At 73.4% G+C, this 18068-nt stretch carries 14 protein-coding genes; 2 read left to right on the top strand and 12 right to left on the bottom strand.

Annotated elements, in window-relative coordinates; all coding sequences use genetic code 11:
• Positions 1–23: 23 nt before the first annotated feature.
• Both AC2XR2_RS35550 and AC2XR2_RS35545 read right to left on the bottom strand, forming a co-directional pair.
• Positions 24–770, bottom strand: coding sequence for an amino acid ABC transporter ATP-binding protein (locus AC2XR2_RS35550; protein ID WP_381301132.1), 747 nt, complete (start codon positions 768–770; stop codon positions 24–26).
• A gap of 126 nt (positions 771–896) precedes the next feature.
• Positions 897–1304, bottom strand: a complete 408-nt coding sequence (locus AC2XR2_RS35545; RefSeq protein ID WP_330263545.1) for a DUF6278 family protein — start codon at positions 1302–1304, stop codon at positions 897–899.
• Positions 1305–1467: 163 nt separating this feature from the next.
• Here AC2XR2_RS35545 and AC2XR2_RS35540 point away from each other — a divergent pair, with 163 nt between their 5' ends.
• Positions 1468–3237, top strand: coding sequence for an SGNH/GDSL hydrolase family protein (locus tag AC2XR2_RS35540; RefSeq protein WP_491517289.1), 1770 nt, complete (start codon positions 1468–1470; stop codon positions 3235–3237).
• Positions 3238–3247: 10 nt separating this feature from the next.
• Here the strand turns inward: AC2XR2_RS35540 and AC2XR2_RS35535 are convergent, their stop codons facing one another.
• The 8 genes from AC2XR2_RS35535 to AC2XR2_RS35500 form a co-directional block, all read right to left on the bottom strand.
• Positions 3248–4027, bottom strand: a complete 780-nt coding sequence (locus AC2XR2_RS35535; RefSeq protein WP_391194842.1) for an exodeoxyribonuclease III — start codon at positions 4025–4027, stop codon at positions 3248–3250.
• A gap of 30 nt (positions 4028–4057) precedes the next feature.
• On the bottom strand, positions 4058–4693 hold the full coding sequence (locus AC2XR2_RS35530; protein WP_381301137.1) for an MBL fold metallo-hydrolase: 636 nt from the start codon (positions 4691–4693) through the stop codon (positions 4058–4060).
• A 73-nt stretch (positions 4694–4766) separates the two neighbouring features.
• Positions 4767–6065, bottom strand: coding sequence for a bifunctional 3-oxoadipate enol-lactonase/4-carboxymuconolactone decarboxylase PcaDC (pcaDC, locus tag AC2XR2_RS35525; protein WP_449349279.1), 1299 nt, complete (start codon positions 6063–6065; stop codon positions 4767–4769).
• Between the two features lie 147 nt (positions 6066–6212).
• Positions 6213–8306, bottom strand: a complete 2094-nt coding sequence (locus AC2XR2_RS35520; protein ID WP_491518561.1) for an SWIM zinc finger family protein — start codon at positions 8304–8306, stop codon at positions 6213–6215.
• 680 nt (positions 8307–8986) lie between these two features.
• Positions 8987–11872, bottom strand: a complete 2886-nt coding sequence (locus tag AC2XR2_RS35515; RefSeq protein ID WP_491517288.1) for an SCO1167/SCO6262 family helicase — start codon at positions 11870–11872, stop codon at positions 8987–8989.
• Positions 11873–11982: 110 nt separating this feature from the next.
• Positions 11983–12567, bottom strand: coding sequence for a sugar kinase (locus AC2XR2_RS35510; protein ID WP_330263550.1), 585 nt, complete (start codon positions 12565–12567; stop codon positions 11983–11985).
• Complete coding sequence (locus tag AC2XR2_RS35505) at positions 12564–13712, bottom strand: ROK family glucokinase (RefSeq protein WP_123763956.1); 1149 nt, start codon at positions 13710–13712, stop codon at positions 12564–12566. Before AC2XR2_RS35505 ends, AC2XR2_RS35510 begins: the two co-directional genes overlap by 4 nt.
• A 120-nt stretch (positions 13713–13832) precedes the next feature.
• Positions 13833–14570, bottom strand: a complete 738-nt coding sequence (locus AC2XR2_RS35500) for a GntR family transcriptional regulator (protein ID WP_381301219.1) — start codon at positions 14568–14570, stop codon at positions 13833–13835.
• A 130-nt stretch (positions 14571–14700) separates the two neighbouring features.
• Here AC2XR2_RS35500 and AC2XR2_RS35495 point away from each other — a divergent pair, with 130 nt between their 5' ends.
• A complete protein-coding gene (locus tag AC2XR2_RS35495) occupies positions 14701–15723 on the top strand; it encodes a Gfo/Idh/MocA family protein (protein WP_356460038.1) in 1023 nt (340 codons plus the stop codon).
• 93 nt (positions 15724–15816) lie between these two features.
• On the opposite strand, the gene AC2XR2_RS35490 is transcribed toward AC2XR2_RS35495, so the two are convergent.
• Together AC2XR2_RS35490 and AC2XR2_RS35485 are read right to left on the bottom strand one after the other, a co-directional pair.
• Entirely contained in the window at positions 15817–17004 is a 1188-nt protein-coding gene (locus tag AC2XR2_RS35490; RefSeq protein WP_491517287.1) for a cytochrome P450 family protein, read from the bottom strand.
• A 40-nt stretch (positions 17005–17044) separates the two neighbouring features.
• Entirely contained in the window at positions 17045–17734 is a 690-nt protein-coding gene (locus AC2XR2_RS35485) for a response regulator transcription factor (RefSeq protein ID WP_330263553.1), read from the bottom strand.
• Between the last annotated feature and the right edge of the window lie 334 nt (positions 17735–18068).

Genomic DNA, 18068 nt, shown 5'->3' with positions numbered 1-18068 from the left:
CGGGAGCATGGCCGTCGCCCCTCTCAGTGCTTGAGGATCTTGGAGAGGAAGTCCCTGGCACGCTCGCTGTCCGGGTGGGTGAAGAAGTCGTCCGGGGCGCGGTCCTCGACGATACGGCCGTCCGCCATGAACACCACGCGGTTGGCGGCCGAACGGGCGAAGCCCATCTCGTGGGTGACGACGACCATGGTCATGCCCTCCCGGGCCAGCTGTTGCATGACCTCCAGGACCTCGTTGATCATCTCCGGGTCGAGGGCCGAGGTCGGCTCGTCGAACAGCAGGGCCTTGGGCTCCATGGCGAGGGCGCGGGCGATGGCCACCCGCTGCTGCTGGCCGCCGGAGAGCTGGGCGGGGTACTTGTCGGCCTGGTCGGCCAGGCCCACCCGGTCGAGGAGTTCACGGGAGCGCCGGTCGGCCTGCTCCTTCTTCCGCTTGCGGACCTTGATCTGCCCCAGGGAGACGTTCTGCAGGACCGTCTTGTGGGCGAACAGGTTGAAGGACTGGAACACCATGCCGACCTCGGCACGGAGCTTCGCGAGGGCCTTGCCCTCCTCGGGCAGCGGCTGCCCGTCGAGCGTGATGGAACCGGACTTGATGGTCTCCAGGCGGTTGATCGTCCTGCAGAGCGTGGACTTGCCCGACCCCGAAGGGCCGATGACCACGACCACCTCCCCCTTGCCGACGGTGAGGTTGATGTCCTGCAGGACATGCAGCTCCCCGTAGTACTTGTTGACGTCACGCAGTTCGATCAACGGATCGACGACGGCCATGCCCAGCCCTACTCACTCTCAGCTGTGTCGTGGTTGCCGCAACCTATCGAGGCAAGATCGCACATAAAGAACGACACGCACTTTTCGGTCATTAGCCGTATTTACGCCGTACTTACGGCCATGGATTCACTCCTCGGCGACCTCCGCGTAGAGCTGGGAGAGCTCGGGCACCCCGCTGCCGGCCCACTCGTGACCGGCGGCCACGACATCGAACTCACGGCCGGACTCCAGCCGGATCACGGGCTGTCCGTCCGACCGCAGATCCCAGGCCGCCCCGGGGACGGTCCGCACGATGACCGTGCCGAGATAGAGCCCGGCGTCGTTGCCGAGCCAGAGCAGGACCTCCTCGTCGTCGCGCCAGCCGGGCACCAACTGGTCGAGCGCCTCCAACGACGCCTCCGTGTCGTCGAGTTCGACGCCCGACCGGGAGGCATGGGAGCGCAGCAGCTCGCACTCGGCGAGCAGTTCGGCGATGCCCTCGGCGTCGCGGGTCCCGGGCTTCTCACTCCGGCCGCCCAGAAAAGGGATCTTCATACGCCCAGCGTGTCACTCACCCGGTCGCCTGCACCACAGGCGCGCGGACCGTCGTTCCCGGTCGAGTTCACGCCGCCTTCGCGCATGGCGCGTTGACCTGCCACGGATGTCTCCTTAGTGTCGCGATGCGGTTTTTGTGCCCTGTGAGTCCGAGGAGGCTTCTGTGCACCGAGGTGTCCGTGGTGGTGCGGTGGTTCTCGCTCTGTGCGCGGCCCTTGCGCCGGGAGGCGTGGCCGCGGGGGCGGAGTCGCTCGTGCGGCAGAGTTCGGTGCCGCTGCCCCTGGAGCGGCTCTTCGACAGCACCGCCGTCAGCGACGACGCCCGCCCCGGCGAGGCCGACCTCGACGGCTCGGGCGCCTCCCTCTCGGCCCAGGACCTCGCCGCCGCCGGCTGGACCCCGGGCCGCACCCTCACCGTGCAGGCGGCAAGGCTGACTTGGCCGGACCGGCCGGCCGGCGCTCCCGACCATGTCCGGGCCGCCGGGCAGGACGTGCGCGTGAGCGGCCGCGGAAACGCCCTTGCCTTTCTGGCCACGGGCACGCGCGGTGGACCCGTCGAGGGCTCCGGCACCGTGACCTACGCCGACGGCGGCGGCTCGGCCTACCGGCTGTCGGTCCCCGACTGGCGGCGCGGCCCGCTCGCCACGAAGGCGGTCGCGCTGCCGCACGTGAACACGCCCGAGGGTCAACTCACCGAGCAGGCACGGCTGTACGTCGTGACCGTACCGCTGGCCCCGGACCGCGAGGTGGCTTCGGTACGGCTGCCCCGGGCGCCCGGCATGCATGTCTTCGCCCTGTCGGTGCGGGCCAAGGAAGGCGGCTGGAGCGGGAGTTGGACTGCCGCGACCTCCAACCTCCAGGCCGTGGGGCCGTGGACCGACCGGACGCTGCGGCTCGTGGTGCACACCTCGGTGGGCGGGCCCCGGGTGCGGCTGCGGTTCGACAACACCTTCGCGGCGGCGCCGGTGCGGATCGGCGCCGCGAGTGTGGCGGTGCGGGCGGTGGGCGCCGCGGCCCGGGAGAGACCGGTGGCGGTCGCCTTCGCGGGTGCGGCCGGTGTCGAGATCCCGGCCGGGGCGCAGGCGTTCAGCGATCCGCTCGGCTTCGAGGTGCCCGCGGGCGCCGATCTGCTGGTGAGCTTCCATCTGCCGGGGACGGTGGCGACGGCCCCGGTGCACAGGCTCGGGGCGCAGCGGTCGTATGTGAGCGGGAGGGGCGACCACACGGCCGACGCGACGGGAGCGCCGTACACCTCGATCCTCACCAGTCGGCCCCTGCTGACCGGTGTCGACGTGGGCGGTGGGCCGGGGTCCGTGGTGGTGCTCGGGGACTCGATCACGGACGGCACCAGGTCCACGACGGACGCCAACCGGCGGTGGCCGGATGTGCTGGCCGCACGGCTGCGGGCGCAAAGTGTGGCGCCGCACTATGGGGTGCTCAACCAGGGGATCTCCGGGAACCGTGTGGTCTTCGACGGGTATCCCGGCGACGGGGTCTCCACGGTCACCCAGGGGGTGAGCGCCCTCAACCGGTTCGACCGGGATGTCCTCGCCCAGGCGTCGGTGCGTACGGCCGTGGTGTTCGAGGGGGTCAACGACCTGCGGTCGGGGGCGTCCGCGCGGGAGGTGGTGGCCGGGCTGCGGGAGCTCGCGGAGCGGGGGCGGGCGCGCGGGCTGCGGATGCTCGCGGCGACGATCCTGCCCTGCGGGGGCGAGGCGCGGTGCACGGCCGCCGTGGACGCCGAGCGCGTCGCGGTCAACGCCTGGATCCGGGACGCCGGGGTGTTCGACGGTGTCCTGGACTTCGACGGCGTGGTGCGCGACCCGGCCCGCCCGGAGCGGATGCGGGCCGGGTACGACAGCGGGGACCATCTGCATCCGGGGGACGCGGGGCTGGCCGCGCTCGCGGAGTCGGTGGACCTGGGGCTGCTGTGAGGGCCCGGGTCTAGACGTCCAGGTCCACGACCACCGGCGCGTGGTCCGACGCGCCCTTGCCCTTGCGCTCCTCCCGGTCGACGTACGCGTCGGTGACGGCCTTCGCGAACGACTCGTTGCCGTACACCAGGTCGATGCGCATGCCGCGGTTCTTGGGGAAGCAGAGCTGGCGGTAGTCCCAGTACGTGAACGGGTGGTCGTACTTGAGGGGGCGCGGGACCACGTCGGACAGGCCCGCCTCGCGCAGGGCGGCGAGGGCGGCGCGCTCGGCCGGGGTGACATGGGTGAGGCCCTCGAAGGCGGCCACGTCGTAGACGTCGTCGTCGGTCGGCGCCACGTTGTAGTCGCCCAGGACCGCGAAGGGGCGGCTGCCGGCCGCGTCACCGGCGACCGCGGCCTTCAGGGCCTCGAACCACTGGAGCTTGTAGGCGTAGTGCGGGTGGTCGACCTCGCGGCCGTTGGGCACGTACACCGACCAGACGCGGACCGGGCCGCAGGTCGCGGAGATGGCGCGGGGTTCGGGGGCGCCGTCGTAGCCGGGGTCGCCGGGCAGGCCCTTGACGACGTCCTCGACGCCCACCCGGGAGATCACCGCCACGCCGTTCCACCGGCCGGTCGCGTGCACCGCCGCCTCGTACCCTGCCTCGCGCAGCTGGTCGAACGGGAACTGCTCCTCGGCGAGCTTGGCCTCCTGGAGGCACAGCACGTCGGTGCCGGTGCTCTCCAGCCAGGCCAGCAGCCTCGGGAGACGGGCGGTGATCGAGTTGACGTTCCAGGTCGCGATGCGCATGCCTGACAACCTACCGGGCGGCACTGACACTCACAGAGCCGTGCTCTCCCCGGGCTTCAGCCGCAGGTGCTCCGCGCCGCCGAGGCCGCCGATCTGGTTGTCGTAGATCGGCCGGGCGAGGTCGGTGAGGAGGGCGTCGTGGATGTCGTAGGCGCGCTGCGGCTTGACCTCACGGACGTAGTCGATGACCTCGGAGATCTTGCTCCAGGGGGCCATGACGGGCAGCATCAGCGTCTCGACGGTGTGGTCGGGGACGGTGAGGGCGTCGCCGGGGTGGAAGACGCGGCCGCCGTCGATCAGGTAGCCGACGTTGGTGATGCGCGGGATGTCCGGATGGATCACCGCGTGCAGTTCGCCGTGGACCTGGACGTCGAAGCCCGCGGCGGTGAAGGTGTCGCCGTGGCCGACGGTGTGCACGCGGCCCGGGAAGGCGGCCGAGATCTTCTCGGCGACCGACCTCAGCGTCCAGATCTCGGCGGCCGGGTTGGCGTCCAGGGCCGCCCGCAGCCGCTCCTCGCTGAAGTGGTCGGGGTGCTCGTGGGTGACGAGGATCGCGTCGGCGCCGAGGGCGGCGTCCTCCTCACTGAACCCCCCGGGGTCGAGGACGAGGGTCTGTCCGTCCTTCTCCAGACGGACGCAGGCGTGCGACTTCTTCGTGAGCTTCATGGGGTCCATCCTGCCCCCCGTCCCGCGCCGACGGGCCGCACAGGCAGGTGCTCTCGCCACCCGCCTCCGACGATCACTCGGTGGGCGTGGTCTCCTCGCGGATGACCTGCTGGGCCACCTTGAACGCGCTGCCGGCCGCCGGGACCCCGCAGTACACGGCCGCCTGGAGCAGCACTTCCTTGATCTCGGAGGGGGTCAGGCCGTTGCGCAGGGCGGCCCGGGTGTGGGAGGCGAGCTCGTCCAGGTGCCCGCCGGCGACGAGCGCGGTGAGGGAGGCGACACTGCGGGAACGGCGGTCGAGCCCCGGCCGGTCCCAGATCTCGCCCCAGGCGTAGCGGGTGAGGAGTTCCTGGAAGTCGGCCGAGAAGTCGTCGGCCTGCGCCAGCACCCCGTCCACGTGCGCGTCGCCCAGCACCTCGCGGCGGACCTTGATACCGGCGTCGTACGGGTCGGTCCGGACGGCGGTCTGCGGGGTCGGGACGGCCGGCGCGATCTCGGCGATCGGCACCGGCTGCGGCGGGGCGGCCGCCAGGACCGGCTTGCCGGGGGCCGCGGGGATCGCGGTCTGCCCGGTGGCGGAGTCGAAGGCCGGCTGCCAGGCGGTGGAGAAGTGTCTGACCAGCAGGTCGGTGACGGCCGCGGGCTGCTCGACCGGCACCAGATGGGAGGCCCCGGGCACGACGGCGAGCCGGGCGTCCGGAATGCCCGCGACCAGGGTGCGGGCCTCGGCCGGTCCGGTGACCTGGTCGTCGGAGCCGACGAGCACCAGCGTCGGCACCCCGACGCTCGCGAGTTCGGCCCGCACGTCGAAGGCGGCGAGCGCCTCACAGGCCGCGATGTAGCAGCCGGGGTCGGTGGTGCGCACCATCTGCACGGCCCAGTCGGTGATCGCGGGCTGGGCGGCGGCGAACCCGGAGGTGAACCAGCGGTCCGGGGACGTACGGGCGATGGGATCGAGCCCGTTCGTCCGTACGATCACCCCGCGCTGGCGGAACTCGTCGGCGCTGCCGAAACGGGGCGAGGCGGCGATCAGCGCGAGCGAGGCGAGCCGGTCCGGGTGGCGCAGCGCCAGCTCCATGCCGACCGCACCGCCCAGTGCGCAGCCCGCGTAGCCGAAGCGCTGCACGCCGAACCGGTCGAGCGTGGCCAGCAGCCGGTCGGTGAGGTCGCCGACCGAGCCCGCCGGGTAGGCGTGGGCGCCGCCGTGCCCCGGCAGATCGAACCGGAAGACCCGCCACTGCTTGACCAGGTCGGGGACCTGGCGGTCCCACATGTGCCACGTGGTCCCGAGCGACGGGCCCAAAATGAGGACCGGGGCGTCTTCCGGGCCGTCGAAGCGGTACTGGAGGGCAGGGGTCGTCGTCTCACTCACGGCCCCCACGCTAACCGCCTTTTCTTACCGTCCGGACCCGCTGCCCCTACTCCCCACACCTGGCTCCCGAACATCACCGGCCAACCCTCACACCGCCTTCACGGGATGCCCGAACCCCGGCGGCGAGGCCGGTACGGCACGGGCCGTTCACGGGTCGCTCGGGGTGCCCAGGCCGGTGAGGGCGCCGACCGGGTCGAGGTCCGGGGTGCCGCGGGGCCACCAGTCGTCGTGGCCCGGTTCGGACTCGTAGGCGTACCACAGGCCGTCGCGCCCCAGACGGAGCTGGACATGGCCGCGGGGGTGGGTGAGGTGGTTGCGCCAGGGCCGGAAGGCGGGGAGGTCGGCGGCGAGCAGCAGGGGCCGGGCACGGTCGAAGCGTCCGGCCGGTGGGTCCCAGGGCTCTTCGAGGACGGCGAGACCTTCGAGGCCGCCCTGACGCCAGGCGGCGACCGCGCGCGCCAGGTCGGCCGGGGTGCGGTCGGTGGCCGCGGCCAGGGAGGCGTAGAGGGCGCGGGTGCCCGCGGTGAGTCCGGAACCGGGGCGGGCCGCGGCGAGCCGGACCGCGTCCTGCCACAGGGTCAGTTCGCCGACCGGGTCACGGCCGGTACCGAGCAGGGCGTGGGCGCGGGCGGCTGCGTCGGTGGCCAGCTGGTCCAGCGCGAAGGGGTCGGGGCCGCCCGGGGACGCGGGGTACGCCGGTGGCTGCTCGGGGTGCGCGGGGACCGGCAACGGGGCCGGGAGCGGCGGGAGTCGGCGGGACGCGAGGGCTTCGCTCGCCCGTACGCCGGGCAGGGGCGCCGGTTCCTTCTCCTGTGCCGCGCGGGCGGCGCGGGCGGCACTGAGACGGGACAGCGCGTCGAGCAGTTCACGTTCGCCGCGGCCGCGCAGCAGGAGCAGGACGAAGGGGTCTGCGTCGAGGAGGCGCGCGGTCTGGTAGCAGAGGGCGGCGGCGTGCTTGCAGGGATGACCGCGGTCCGGGCAGCTGCACTGCGGTTCGAGGTCGCCGGGTCCGGGGAGCAGCGGCACCCCGCACTCGGCCAGCGACTGGGGCATCTCCCGGTCGAGCAGGGCGGCGATGTGTCCGGTGCGGTCGGCGGCGAGGTCCAGGAAGCGGTCCCAGTCGGCGTCGCCGAGCGTCCGCAGGCGCACCTGTACGCGGTACGGGCGGGGGCGGCTCCCCCGCACATACGCCAGCACGAGTCCCGGCGTCACGGTGATCGCGTCCACGTGTCCCTGCTCGGCGTAACCCCGGCCCCGCGCGAGCCGCTTGGCGTCCAGCGCGCCCTCCTCCAGGGCGGTGACCCAGGCATTGCCCCACCAGGTGGCGGCGAACCGGGCACCGTCCGAGGCGTGGGGAGGGAAGGCGGGGAAGGTGCGCCGCAGGTCGCTGTCCCGGTTGGGGGCGGCCATGGAGTGGGGGTGGCGGGGGGCGGCTCCGCCGGGTGGGGTGCCGGGGGTGGTGCCGGGGTGCGTGGAGTCTTCGGCCGGCGGAGGTGAGGGGTGGGTGCCGGTGGGTGGGTGGGGGTCGGTGGGAGAGGTCGCTCGTGTGGTGTCGGCCTTCAGGGGGGTTTCGTCGAGAGCGGGAGAGCCCTCGGGGGAAGGGCTGTTGCTCTCCCACCGCTCCCCCGGCGGGTTCACGTCGTCGGGCATCCGGAAGGCGTCGGCCAGCAACTCCCGTACGTCACGCGCTCGCACGCCGGCAGCCGGACGTGGTGCGCGCGTCCGGTCCGGCGACGGGGTGGGGGTGCGGGTGCCGCGCCGTGACCGACGCGCGAGGGCGGCCTCCGCCTCGGCGGCCTCGGCGTCCGCCCGCCTCTTGCGTGCCGCACGCAGGGCCTCACGAGCGGCGTCCCCGGGGCGCGCGTCCGGACGCCGGGGGGTGTCGTCAGGGGCAGCCTCGGCGGGGGGAGCGGGCTGTTCGGCTCCCTCGCTGGCGGAACTGGAAGAGGGAACGCCGACCGCACGTACGTCGGACCGACCTGTACCGTCCTCCGCACCGGGGATCGAGGAACGCCGGGCGGCGACGGCTTCCCGCAGCGCGGCACGGGCCGCGTCACCTGGCCGGGGCTCGGGTGGGGCGGTGCCAGTTACGGCGTCCTCGGCCACCGCACCCCCTGCGCCGTCCCTTGCAGACGTACCAGGCTCGTCGGCCTCCGCGGACGCGCGAGCAGCCGCACCTCCCCCCGCAGTGCGCTCCCTCTCCTCGAAGCCGGCCGCCCCTTTCACCTCGGCGCCGTGCATCCCCTCGGCCGCTGAACTCGCCGCCGCCTTCGCCGCGGCTGTGTGAGCCCCCTCGGCCGCCGAGTCATCGGCTCCCTCAGCGGCAGGACCGTAAGCCCGCTCGGCCGCTGAACTCTCCGCGCCCTCGCGGACGAAGCGGCCCGGCCCCATCACCACGGGACCGTGGGCTCCCTCGGCGGTTGAACGCTCAGTCCGCCCGGCCACAAAGCCACCCGGTCCCTTCACTTCAGCACCGGGGACTCCCCCAACCGTTGAACTCTCCGCGCCTTCGGCCGCAAAGCCGCCCGGCTCTTCGGCCGCAGGACCGTGAGCCCCCTCGCCCTCAGCGCTCTCCGCCCCCCTCGTGCCAAACCCGCCCACGCCTTCGGTCCGCAGACCCCCCGCGTCCCTCTCCCCAGAACTCTCCGCCCCCTGCCCGGCAGCCTTGCCCTCCTCCCCCGCCACCGTGCTCCCCCGCCCCGGAGCCGGCGACGCGGGCATGGTGCGCCGGCCCGCGTCGCCCGCCGCAGGGCTCTCCGCTGTTTGTTCCGCAGCCCTGACCTGCTCCCCCGCCGTCGCTGAGGCGGGCGTGTCCTGGTGTTTCGCGGTGTCCGTGCCCGCCGCGGTCCCGTCGGCCTCCACCGCAGCGCGCTCCCGTGCCGCCCGCAGGGCTCGGCGGGCCTCGTCGGCGGGGCCCGGGGTCATGACGGCCTCCGGAGGGAGACCAGGTCGGTCAGTTCGCGGTCCGTGAGTTCGGTGAGGGCGGACTCGCCGGAGCCGAGGATCGCGTCGGCGAGGGCTCGCTTGGACTCGAGCATCTCCGCGATGCGGTCCTCCACCGTGCCCTCGGTGATGAGGCGGTGGACCTGGACGGGCTGGGTCTGGCCGATGCGGTAGGCACGGTCGGTGGCCTGCTCCTCCACGGCCGGGTTCCACCAGCGGTCGAAGTGGACCACGTGGCCCGCGCGGGTGAGGTTGAGGCCGGTGCCCGCCGCCTTCAGCGACAGCACCAGCACCGGGATCGCACCGCTCTGGAAACGGTCCACCATCCGCTCCCGCTCCGGCACCGGCGTGCCCCCGTGCAGCAGGTCCACCGGGACCGCGCGGGCGGCGAGGTGGGCGGTGATGAGACGGGCCATGCCGACGTACTGCGTGAAGACGATCGCCGAGCCGTCCTCCGCCAGCAGGGTGTCCAACAGCTCGTCCAGCAGGGCCAGTTTGCCCGAGCGGGCGGCGAGGCGGTCACCCGCCGTCGGCGGGACCTCCTCCTTCAGGTACAGCGCGGGATGGTCGCAGATCTGCTTCAGCGCACCCAGCAGCTTCAGCACCAGGCCCCGCCGCGCGATGCCCTCCGCCGTCTCGATGGCCAGCATCGACTCCCGCACCACCGCCTCGTACAGCGAGGCCTGTTCGCGGGTGAGCGGGACCGGGTGGTCCGTCTCCGTCTTGGGCGGCAGTTCGGGGACGATGCCCGGGTCCGACTTCTTGCGGCGCAGGAGGAAGGGCCGCACCAGCCGCGCCAGCCTGGTCACGGCCTCCTCGTCCTCGCCGTTCTCCACCGCGCGCGCGTGCCGGGCGCGGAAGGACTTCAGCGGGCCGAGGAGCCCTGGGGTCGTCCAGTCGAGCAGGGCCCACAGCTCGGAGAGGTTGTTCTCGACCGGGGTGCCGGTGAGGGCCACGCGCGCGGGCGACGGGATGGTGCGCAGGGCCTTCGCGGTCGCCGAGTAGGGGTTCTTCACATGCTGGGCCTCGTCCGCGACGACCATGCCCCAGCGCTGCTCCGCCAGCCGGGCCGCCGCCGCCCGCATGGTGCCGTACGTGGTGAGGACGAAGCCGCCGTCGAGATCGTCCAGGCTGCGCTCCGTGCCGTGGAAGCGGCGGACCGGGACGCCGGGGGCGAACCGGGTGATCTCCCGCTGCCAGTTGCCGAGCAGGGAGGCGGGACAGACGACGAGGGTCGGCTCGCGGCGGGCCCGGCGCAGGTGCAGCGCGATGACGGTGATCGTCTTGCCGAGTCCCATGTCGTCGGCGAGGCAGCCGCCGAGGCCCAGGGAGGTCATGAGGTCCAGCCAGGCGAGGCCGCGGAGTTGGTAGTCCCGGAGGGTGGCGTGCAGGCCCGGCGGCGGTTCCGCGGGGTGCACACCGGTCGTCAGGCGGTCGCGCAGGGCGGCGAGCGCGCCGACCGGCACCGCCTCCACGGTCTCGCCGTCGACGTCCGCGCTGCCGGTGAGGGCCACCGAGAGCGCGTCGACCGGGTCGAGCAGGCCCAGTTCGCGTTTGCGGGCCTTGCGGACGAGGGCGGGGTCGACCAGCACCCACTGGTCCCTGAGGCGTACCACGGGTCGGTGGGCCTCGGCCAGCGCGTCCATCTCGGCCTCGCTGAGCGGATCGCCGCCGAGCGCCAACTGCCAGCGGAACTGGAGGAGTTCCTCGCTCTCGAAGAAACCGGTGCCGTCGGTCGCCGAGCCCGGCGCGGGGCGTACGACCGCGGCCGCGGTGAGGTCCTGAGCCAGGTCCCGCGGCCAGTGCACCGCCACCCCGGCCGCGGCGAGCCGGGTCGCCGCCACACCGAGCAGGTCGCCCAACTCCTCGTCGGACAGGGCCAGTACGTCGGGTACGTCCTGCTCGGAGAGCCGGTCCAGAGGCGGCCAGACCCGTGCGGCGCGCCGCACCGCCAGGGCCGCGTCCACGCGTGCGCGTGGCCCGAAGGCGGCATCCGCGTCGCCCGCCCACAGCGCCGCCGCGTCGGTCACGAGGGTCGGGTCGGCGAGGCTGTGCACCTGGACGATCGCGGCGCCCGCGCTGCGCGCACCGGACTCGTCGGCGTGGAACAGGTTGTACGCCGACAGGTCCAGGCGGAGCGAGATCCGCACGCCCGCGTCCATGCCCGCGGCGACCTCGGCGGCCCAGTCGTGGGCCTGCGGCAGCCGCTGGGGGGCGCGGGCCGCGAAGGGCTTGCCGGAGGCGAAGGAGGCGGCCGGGGTGCGGGGCAGGGTGTCCGCGACCGCGTCGAGGAAGGACCGCATCAGCGCTTCCGGCTCCGGCAGCCGCAGCGGGCCGGGCCCCGGCAGCGGGACCGCGTGGCCCTCGTGGGGCAGGGCGGCGGCGATCGCGCGCAGGTGGGCGATGTCGTCGGGGTCCAGGGGGCCGGCCCGCCAGGCGTCGTGGCCGGTGGCGGTCAGGCCGGGGAGCAGGCGGCCGCGGGCGGTGAGCCGCAGCGCGTGCAGGGCGGCCGCGCCCCAGCAGGCGGTGGCGGGATGGGCGGCCGGGTCGCGCCGGGCCCGGACGAGCAGCGGAAGGGCCTCGCCGAGCGGGAGCGAGAGGGCGGGAGCGGTCCGGCGCCGGACTCCGGCGCCGTGCGGTCGTACGACAGTGAGCTCGGTGCGCTCCACGCGGGCGGCGTCGGCCTCGGTGCGCTCCACCGGCCCGGCGTCGCTCTCATGAGGCTCGGCGGGCAGGGGTGCGTCCTCGGGGTCCCAGAACGCGATGCGGCCCTCGCGGGGAAGGGGCGCGGGGAGGAAGATCGCGGCGAGGCGCACCGGGACGGCCGGTCCCTGTCGCTCGGCCACCACGGCCCTGGCGCTCATACGTCCTGTCACCTCCCGCCCGCATGTCGGATCAGTCGTCTTCGACTCTACGGGCGGGGTCTGACAATCGGCTCCGGCGACCGGTGGAGCGGCTCGCCGGACCGGCCCGGTCAGGGGACCGTACGGGAGACGACGTACACCTTCGGGGCGTTGGGGACGGTCAGGTTGACCATGACGTCCTGGGTGGGCGCGGGGTCCTTCTGGGCGTGGGTCAGGCCCCACCAGGAGCGGGGTCCGTCGAACTTCCAGCCGCTGACCTTCTGGTCGCGCTCGCTGATGGTGATGTCGTTCTTCTTGAGGTCGGCGCGGCTGACGCCCATGGCGGTGAGGAAGGCGGCGAGGCCCGCGTCGCTCGTGCGGAACTGGACGTAGAGGCGGCTGGTCTTCCAGTTGTTGGTCTCGTAGGAGGCGACCAGGTCCGCGGGGTGCGGGACCGGCACCTGGTAGAGGCGGCGCTGGACCTTGGACGGCCAGTCGGGCGTGAGGCCCGTCGCGGAGTACTTCGCCTCCTTGTCCTTGCCGCTGTCGCGGCTCTGGTTCGCGGAGATCACCAGATAGCCGGCCGGGACGCCGATCAGCAGGCCGATGATGAGCAGCGTGATCGCCCTGCGGCGGATCATGTGCCGGCGGTCCTCGGTGGGCCGCTCCGGTTCTTCGGGGGGCGCCGAGGCCTGACGGGGCAGGGATGCGTTCACGCGGTGTCCCGGGACGTGCGGCGGGCCTCCACGTACCGCTCGTAGCGTTCGTGCCGCTCCACCCGGCGCCGGTTCGCGCGCCGGAAGCGGCGGGCGACGAGGCGGGCCAGGTCGGCGGCGCCGACCATGCCGGCCTCGGGGCCCAGCTGGGCCCGGGCGATACGGGCCTCGGGGCGGTAGCCGCGGCCGGTGAGCTGGCGCTTGAACGCGTCCCGCGCGGGGCCGATCAGGAGGTCGTCGGCCGCGCTGACCCCGCCGCCGATGACGAAGCAGGACGGGTCGAGGGCGGCCGCGAGGTTGGCGATGCCGACGCCGAGCCACTGGCCGATGTCCTGGAGCAGCTCGATGCACATCGCGTCGCCCTCGCGGGCCAGCTCGGTGATCATCGGGCCGGTGATGTCGCCGATGTTGCCCTTGACGTGCTCGATGATCCCGTACGCCACCGGGGAGTCAGCGGCGGCCAGCTCCCTGGCCTCCCTGACCAGCGCGTTCCCGGAGCTGTACTGCTCCCAGCAGCCGCGGTTGCCGCACGGGCAGCGGTGGCCGCCGGGCACGACCTGCATATGGCCGAACTCGCCGGCGACGCCGTACTTGCCGCGCTTGACCTGGCCGTCCTCGAGGATCGCGCCGCCGATGCCGGTGCCGAGCGTGATCATGACGAGGTGGTCCTCGCCGCGGCCCGCGCCGAAGCGCCACTCGGCCCAGGCGGCGGTGTTGGCGTCGTTGTCCACCAGGACCGGGACCGCGAGACGGCCCGCGATGCGGTCCCGCAGGGGCTCGTTGCGCCAGGACAGGTGGGGGGCGAACAGCACACGGTTGCGGTCGGCGTCGACCCAGCCGGCCGCGCCGATGCCGACGGCGTGGACGTCGTGGCGGTCGGAGAGGTCCAGGACCAGTTCGACGATGGTGTCCTCGACGACCTTGGGGCTCTTGGACTTGTCCGGGGTCTCGGTGCGGACCTTCTCCAGGATGTTGCCGTCGGCGTCGACGACTCCCGCCATGACCTTGGTGCCGCCGATGTCGATGCCGACCGTGGGCACGCGGGGTGCCGTCAGGTGTGAGCGGCGTTCCCTCGTGCCGACGGTCCGCAGGGCGGGGGCGCGGCGGGAGCCTATGGGGGCGCTGAAGTTGCCGTAGGTGCTCATCAAGGCCCGATTCTGCCGCACGGGCCCGCCGGGTGCCGAACACGGGGCAGCAAAGGGGAGTGCGCGCGTCATGCCGGGTGCGCGCAGTACGTGGCTGATCGCGCAGTTCCCCGCGCCCCTTTAAGGCCGGACCAGGAGCTGGAATTCGAATGAATAGCGAGTTGGGCGATAGGTGTGCGTGCCGTACTCGACAGCTCGCCCTGTGTCGTCGAAAGTCACACGTTGCATCGTCAGCAAAGGTGCCCCCACCTCCTCCGCCAGGCGGTCCGCCTCCTCCGTCGTGGCCGCTCGCGCGCCGATGGTCTGGCGGGCGCTGTGGAGGGTGATGCCGGCCGTGCGCATCATGCGGTACAGGCCGGTGGTCTCCAGTTGGGCGGTGTCGAGGTCCAGGAGGGCCGGGGGGATGAAGTTGCACAGGTGGGCCATCGGCTCGCCGTGGGCGAGACGCAGGCGTTCCACCCGGTGCACGTCGCTGTCCTCGGCGACACCGAGCGCCGCGGCGATCTCGGCGGTGGCGGGAACGACGGTGTTGACCAGGACCTTCGTCGCGGGGCGCTGGCCGGCCGCCTCCAGGTCGTCGTAGAGGCTGCTGAGCTCCAGGGGGCGCTTGACCTGGCTGTGCACGACCTGGGTGCCGACTCCGCGGCGGCGCACGAGCAGGCCCTTGTCGACGAGCGACTGGATGGCCTGGCGGACCGTGGGCCGGGACAGGCCGAGCCGGGCGGCGAGCTCGATCTCGTTGCCCAGGAGGCTGCCGGGAGTGAGCGTTCCGTGCTCGATGGCGGCCTCCAGCTGCTGGGACAGCTGGAAGTACAGCGGCACCGGGCTGCTGCGGTCCACGCTGAGCTCGAGCGTCACGGTCGGGTCCACTTCTGGTTTCGGCACGGGGCCGAGCGTAGCTGTGTGCGTTGTTGACGGGAAGTTGTGTAGTTCGGTTGTCCGGACATACGGATTGACAGCGGGCGCCCATCAGCCACATTTTGTTCACATGCGCATCGGGGTCATTGGGACGGGCCGCATCGGCACCATTCATGCGAACACGCTCAGCCGCCATCGGGAGGTCGGTTCCTTAATCCTCACGGACGCGGACGGTGCGCGGGCGCAGGAGCTCGCGAACCGCCTCGGGGAGACGGCTGCCCCCGGCGTCGACGAGATCTTCAAGTGGGGCGTGGACGCCGTGGTGATCACTACGGCGACCTCGGCCCACGCCGAGCTGATCGGCCGGGCGGCGCGGTCGGGACTGCCGGTGTTCTGCGAGAAGCCCATCGCGCTCGACCTGCCCGGCACGCTGCACGCCATCGCCGAGGTCGAGACCGCCGGGACGATTCTCCAGATGGGCTTCCAGCGCCGCTTCGACACGGGCTACACGGGCGCGCGGGAGGCCGTGCGCTCGGGGCGGCTCGGCCGGCTGCACACCGTGCGGGCGCTGACCTCCGACCAGGCGCCGCCGCCCGCGGAGTGGCTGCCGCTGTCCGGCGGGCTGTACCGGGACACCCTGATCCACGACTTCGACATCCTGCGCTGGGTGACCGGGCACGAGATCGTCGACGTGTACGCGGCCGGGTCGGACGCCGGTCCGCCGATGTTCCGGGCCGCGGGGGACGTGGACACCGCGGCGGCCCTGCTCACCCTCGACGACGGGACCCTCGCGACGGCCACGGCGACACGGCTGAACGGGGCCGGGTACGACGTGCGCATGGAGCTCGCCGGGGAGCTGGACCAGGTCGTGGTGGGCCTGGACGACCGGACGCCCATCGCGTCCACGGAGCCGACCGGGCCGCCCGCGGCGGACAAGCCGTGGACGGGGTTCCTGGAGCGGTTCGGACCCGCCTACGAAGCCGAGCTGGACGCGTTCATCGAGGTGGTCCGGGGCGAGCGGGCCAACCCCTGCGACGGCCGTGAGGCCCTCCAGGCGCTGCGGATCGCCGAGGCGTGCGAGGTGTCCCGGCGGGAGCACCGGGCGGTACGGCTGGCGGAGATTCCCGGCGGTACGAGCGCGGCCGTCTTCTGAACCCACGCGGGCCGGGAGACCCACCCGGGCCGCGAGACCCACCCCGGCCGGGCGACCCACCCCGGCCGCGAGACCTGACGTCTCCGCGCGGGTCTACCAGCGCACCGGCAGGCTGCGCACCCCCCTGATCAGCATTCCCGGCAGCCACTCCCCGGGCGGTCCGTCCAGCGCGAGTGCCGGGGCTCGGTCCAGCAGGGTCCGCAGCGCCGTACGGGCCTCCAGGCGGGCCAGTGGGGCGCCCAGGCAGTAGTGGAGGCCGTGGCCGAACGCGAGGTGGCCGCGGGTGTCGCGGTGGGTGTCGAAGGCGTCCGGGGCGGGGTAGCGGGAGTCGTCGCGGTCGGCGGCGCTGAGGCAGATCATCACCGGGTCGCCCCGGTCTATGTCCCGTCCCGCTATCTCCAGGGGCTCGGCGGCGTACCGGAAGGTCGCGTTCTCCACCGGGCCCTCGTAGCGCAGGGTCTCCTCGACCGCGGCGTCGACGAGGCTCATGTCGGCGCGCAGGGCGGCGAGTTGGTCCGGGTGGGTGAGCAGGGCGTGCACGGCGTTGGTGATGAGGTTGACCGTGGTCTCGTGGCCCGCGATGAGCAGCAGGAAGGCCATGCCGCGCAGCTCCGACGGGGAGAGCCGGTCGCCGTCCTCGGCGGTGGTGCGGATGAGGTCGCCGAGCAGGTCGTCGCCGGGGCCGGCGCAGCGCTTGTCCTCGATCAGCTCCGTCAGGTACTCGCCGAGGCGCAGGACGGCGTCGTAGGAGCTCTCCGGGCTGGTGGGTGCCACGACCTCGGTGGAGAGCTTGCGGAACTCGCTGCGGTCCATCTCGGGCACGCCGAGGAGTTCGCAGATCACGGTGATCGGCAGCGGGTAGGCGAGGGACGGTACGAGGTCGGCGCGGCCGTGCGGCAGCATCGCGTCGAGGAGGTCGTCGGTGATCTCCTGGATCCGGGGGCGCAGGCGCTCCACCCGGCGCATGGTGAAGGCGCGGGAGACGAGGCCGCGCAGCCGGGTGTGCTCGGGCGGGTCGCTGCCCAGCAGATGGCGGCCTATCAGTTCGTCGTCGTGGAAGAGCACGCCGATGCGGCGGCCGTCCTTGGCCAGCCGGGGGTCGGCGAGCGCGGCGCGGGCCTCCTCGTGGCCGACGACGAGCCAGGTCGAGTAGCCCGGGTCGGAGCCGGGTGGTCGGACGCGGTGGACGGGGCCGAGGGCGCGCAACTCCGCGTACACGGGGTGCGGATCGACGCGGAACGCGTCGCCGTACTCCCCCAGGTCGATCACTGAGTCGGTCATGAAGCTCCCCCTTCACACCGTCAACGCGCGGCGGGCTCGCCTAGTGCCCGTCCGGCCCGGGTTCCGCGGATTGCTCCAGCAGTCCCGCGTCGTACGCCAACAGCGCGATCTGCACCCGGTTGTTGAGGTCGAGCTTGGCCAGGACGCGGGAGACGTGCGTCTTGACGGTGGCGACGCTCATGTAGAGGGCGGCGGCGATCTCGGCGTTGGACAGTCCCCGGCCGACGGCGACGGCCACCTCGCGTTCGCGGTCGTTGAGGACGTCGATGCGCTCACGCGCGCGTGCCTTGCGCCGGTCGGCGGCGGTTCCGGCCGCGTGCGCCATCAGCTGGCGGGTGACGGTGGGCGACAGGACCGGGTCGCCGGCCGCGACGCGGCGGACGGCGGCGAGGATCTCGGCGGGCGGGGTGTCCTTGAGGACGAACCCGGCGGCGCCGGCGCGCAGGGCGTGCAGGACCTGCTCGTCGGCGTGGAAGGTGGTCAGGACGACGACCTGCGGGGCGTCGGGCCGGGCGCGCAGCCGCTCGGTGGCGGTGAGGCCGTCCACGGCCGGCATCCGGATGTCCATCAGCACGACGTCCGGGCGGGTCCGGTCGACGACGTCCTCGACCTCGCTCCCGTCCGCGGCCTCCCCGACGATCTCGATGTCCTCGGCCCCGCCCATCATCAGGGACAGCCCGGCCCGCACGAGGGGGTCGTCATCGACGAGGAGCAGTCTGATCACAGTCATGCGCCTTACGTAATCACGGCCGGGCCGGGGGTAATCACCCTTGCGGGCGGGTGAGTTGTGGGAGGGGTGGGCGGGGCGGTGGGGTGCGGGTCCGGGGTCCGGGTGGATCGCGTATCGGGGGCGCGGATCGCACAGCCGGGCGGGGCCGGGGGCATCGGGCGACCGGCGGGCGGGGGCATCAGGCGGCTGGTGGGCCGGCGGGCCGCACAGCCGACGGGCGGGCGAACCGCACACCCCCGCGGCCTGGCGGATCGCACAGCCGAAGGACGGGCGGGTCGCTCGACAGGTGGGCGGGCATCGCGCGGCAGGCGGGCTGGCGGGCCACACGGCCGAC

Source organism: Streptomyces sp. LS-MS-L19, from assembly GCF_058382285.1.
Note: the sequence above shows the minus strand (reverse complement) of the source record. Positions and strands in the feature narration are given on the sequence as shown.

Bases quoted from the DNA above. Each gene is read 5' to 3' on its own strand.
- AC2XR2_RS35495 (WP_356460038.1), top strand. From the start codon at position 14,701: ATGCGCATCGGGGTCATTGGGACGGGCCGCATCGGCACCATTCATGCG.
- AC2XR2_RS35545 (WP_330263545.1), bottom strand. From the start codon at position 1,304: ATGAAGATCCCTTTTCTGGGCGGCCGGAGTGAGAAGCCCGGGACCCGC.
- AC2XR2_RS35505 (WP_123763956.1), bottom strand. From the start codon at position 13,712: ATGAGCACCTACGGCAACTTCAGCGCCCCCATAGGCTCCCGCCGCGCC.
- AC2XR2_RS35485 (WP_330263553.1), bottom strand. From the start codon at position 17,734: ATGACTGTGATCAGACTGCTCCTCGTCGATGACGACCCCCTCGTGCGG.
- AC2XR2_RS35550 (WP_381301132.1), bottom strand. From the start codon at position 770: ATGGCCGTCGTCGATCCGTTGATCGAACTGCGTGACGTCAACAAGTAC.
- AC2XR2_RS35515 (WP_491517288.1), bottom strand. From the start codon at position 11,872: ATGAGCGCCAGGGCCGTGGTGGCCGAGCGACAGGGACCGGCCGTCCCG.
- AC2XR2_RS35490 (WP_491517287.1), bottom strand. From the start codon at position 17,004: ATGACCGACTCAGTGATCGACCTGGGGGAGTACGGCGACGCGTTCCGC.
- AC2XR2_RS35535 (WP_391194842.1), bottom strand. From the start codon at position 4,027: ATGCGCATCGCGACCTGGAACGTCAACTCGATCACCGCCCGTCTCCCG.
- AC2XR2_RS35530 (WP_381301137.1), bottom strand. From the start codon at position 4,693: ATGAAGCTCACGAAGAAGTCGCACGCCTGCGTCCGTCTGGAGAAGGAC.
- AC2XR2_RS35520 (WP_491518561.1), bottom strand. From the start codon at position 8,306: ATGCACGGCGCCGAGGTGAAAGGGGCGGCCGGCTTCGAGGAGAGGGAG.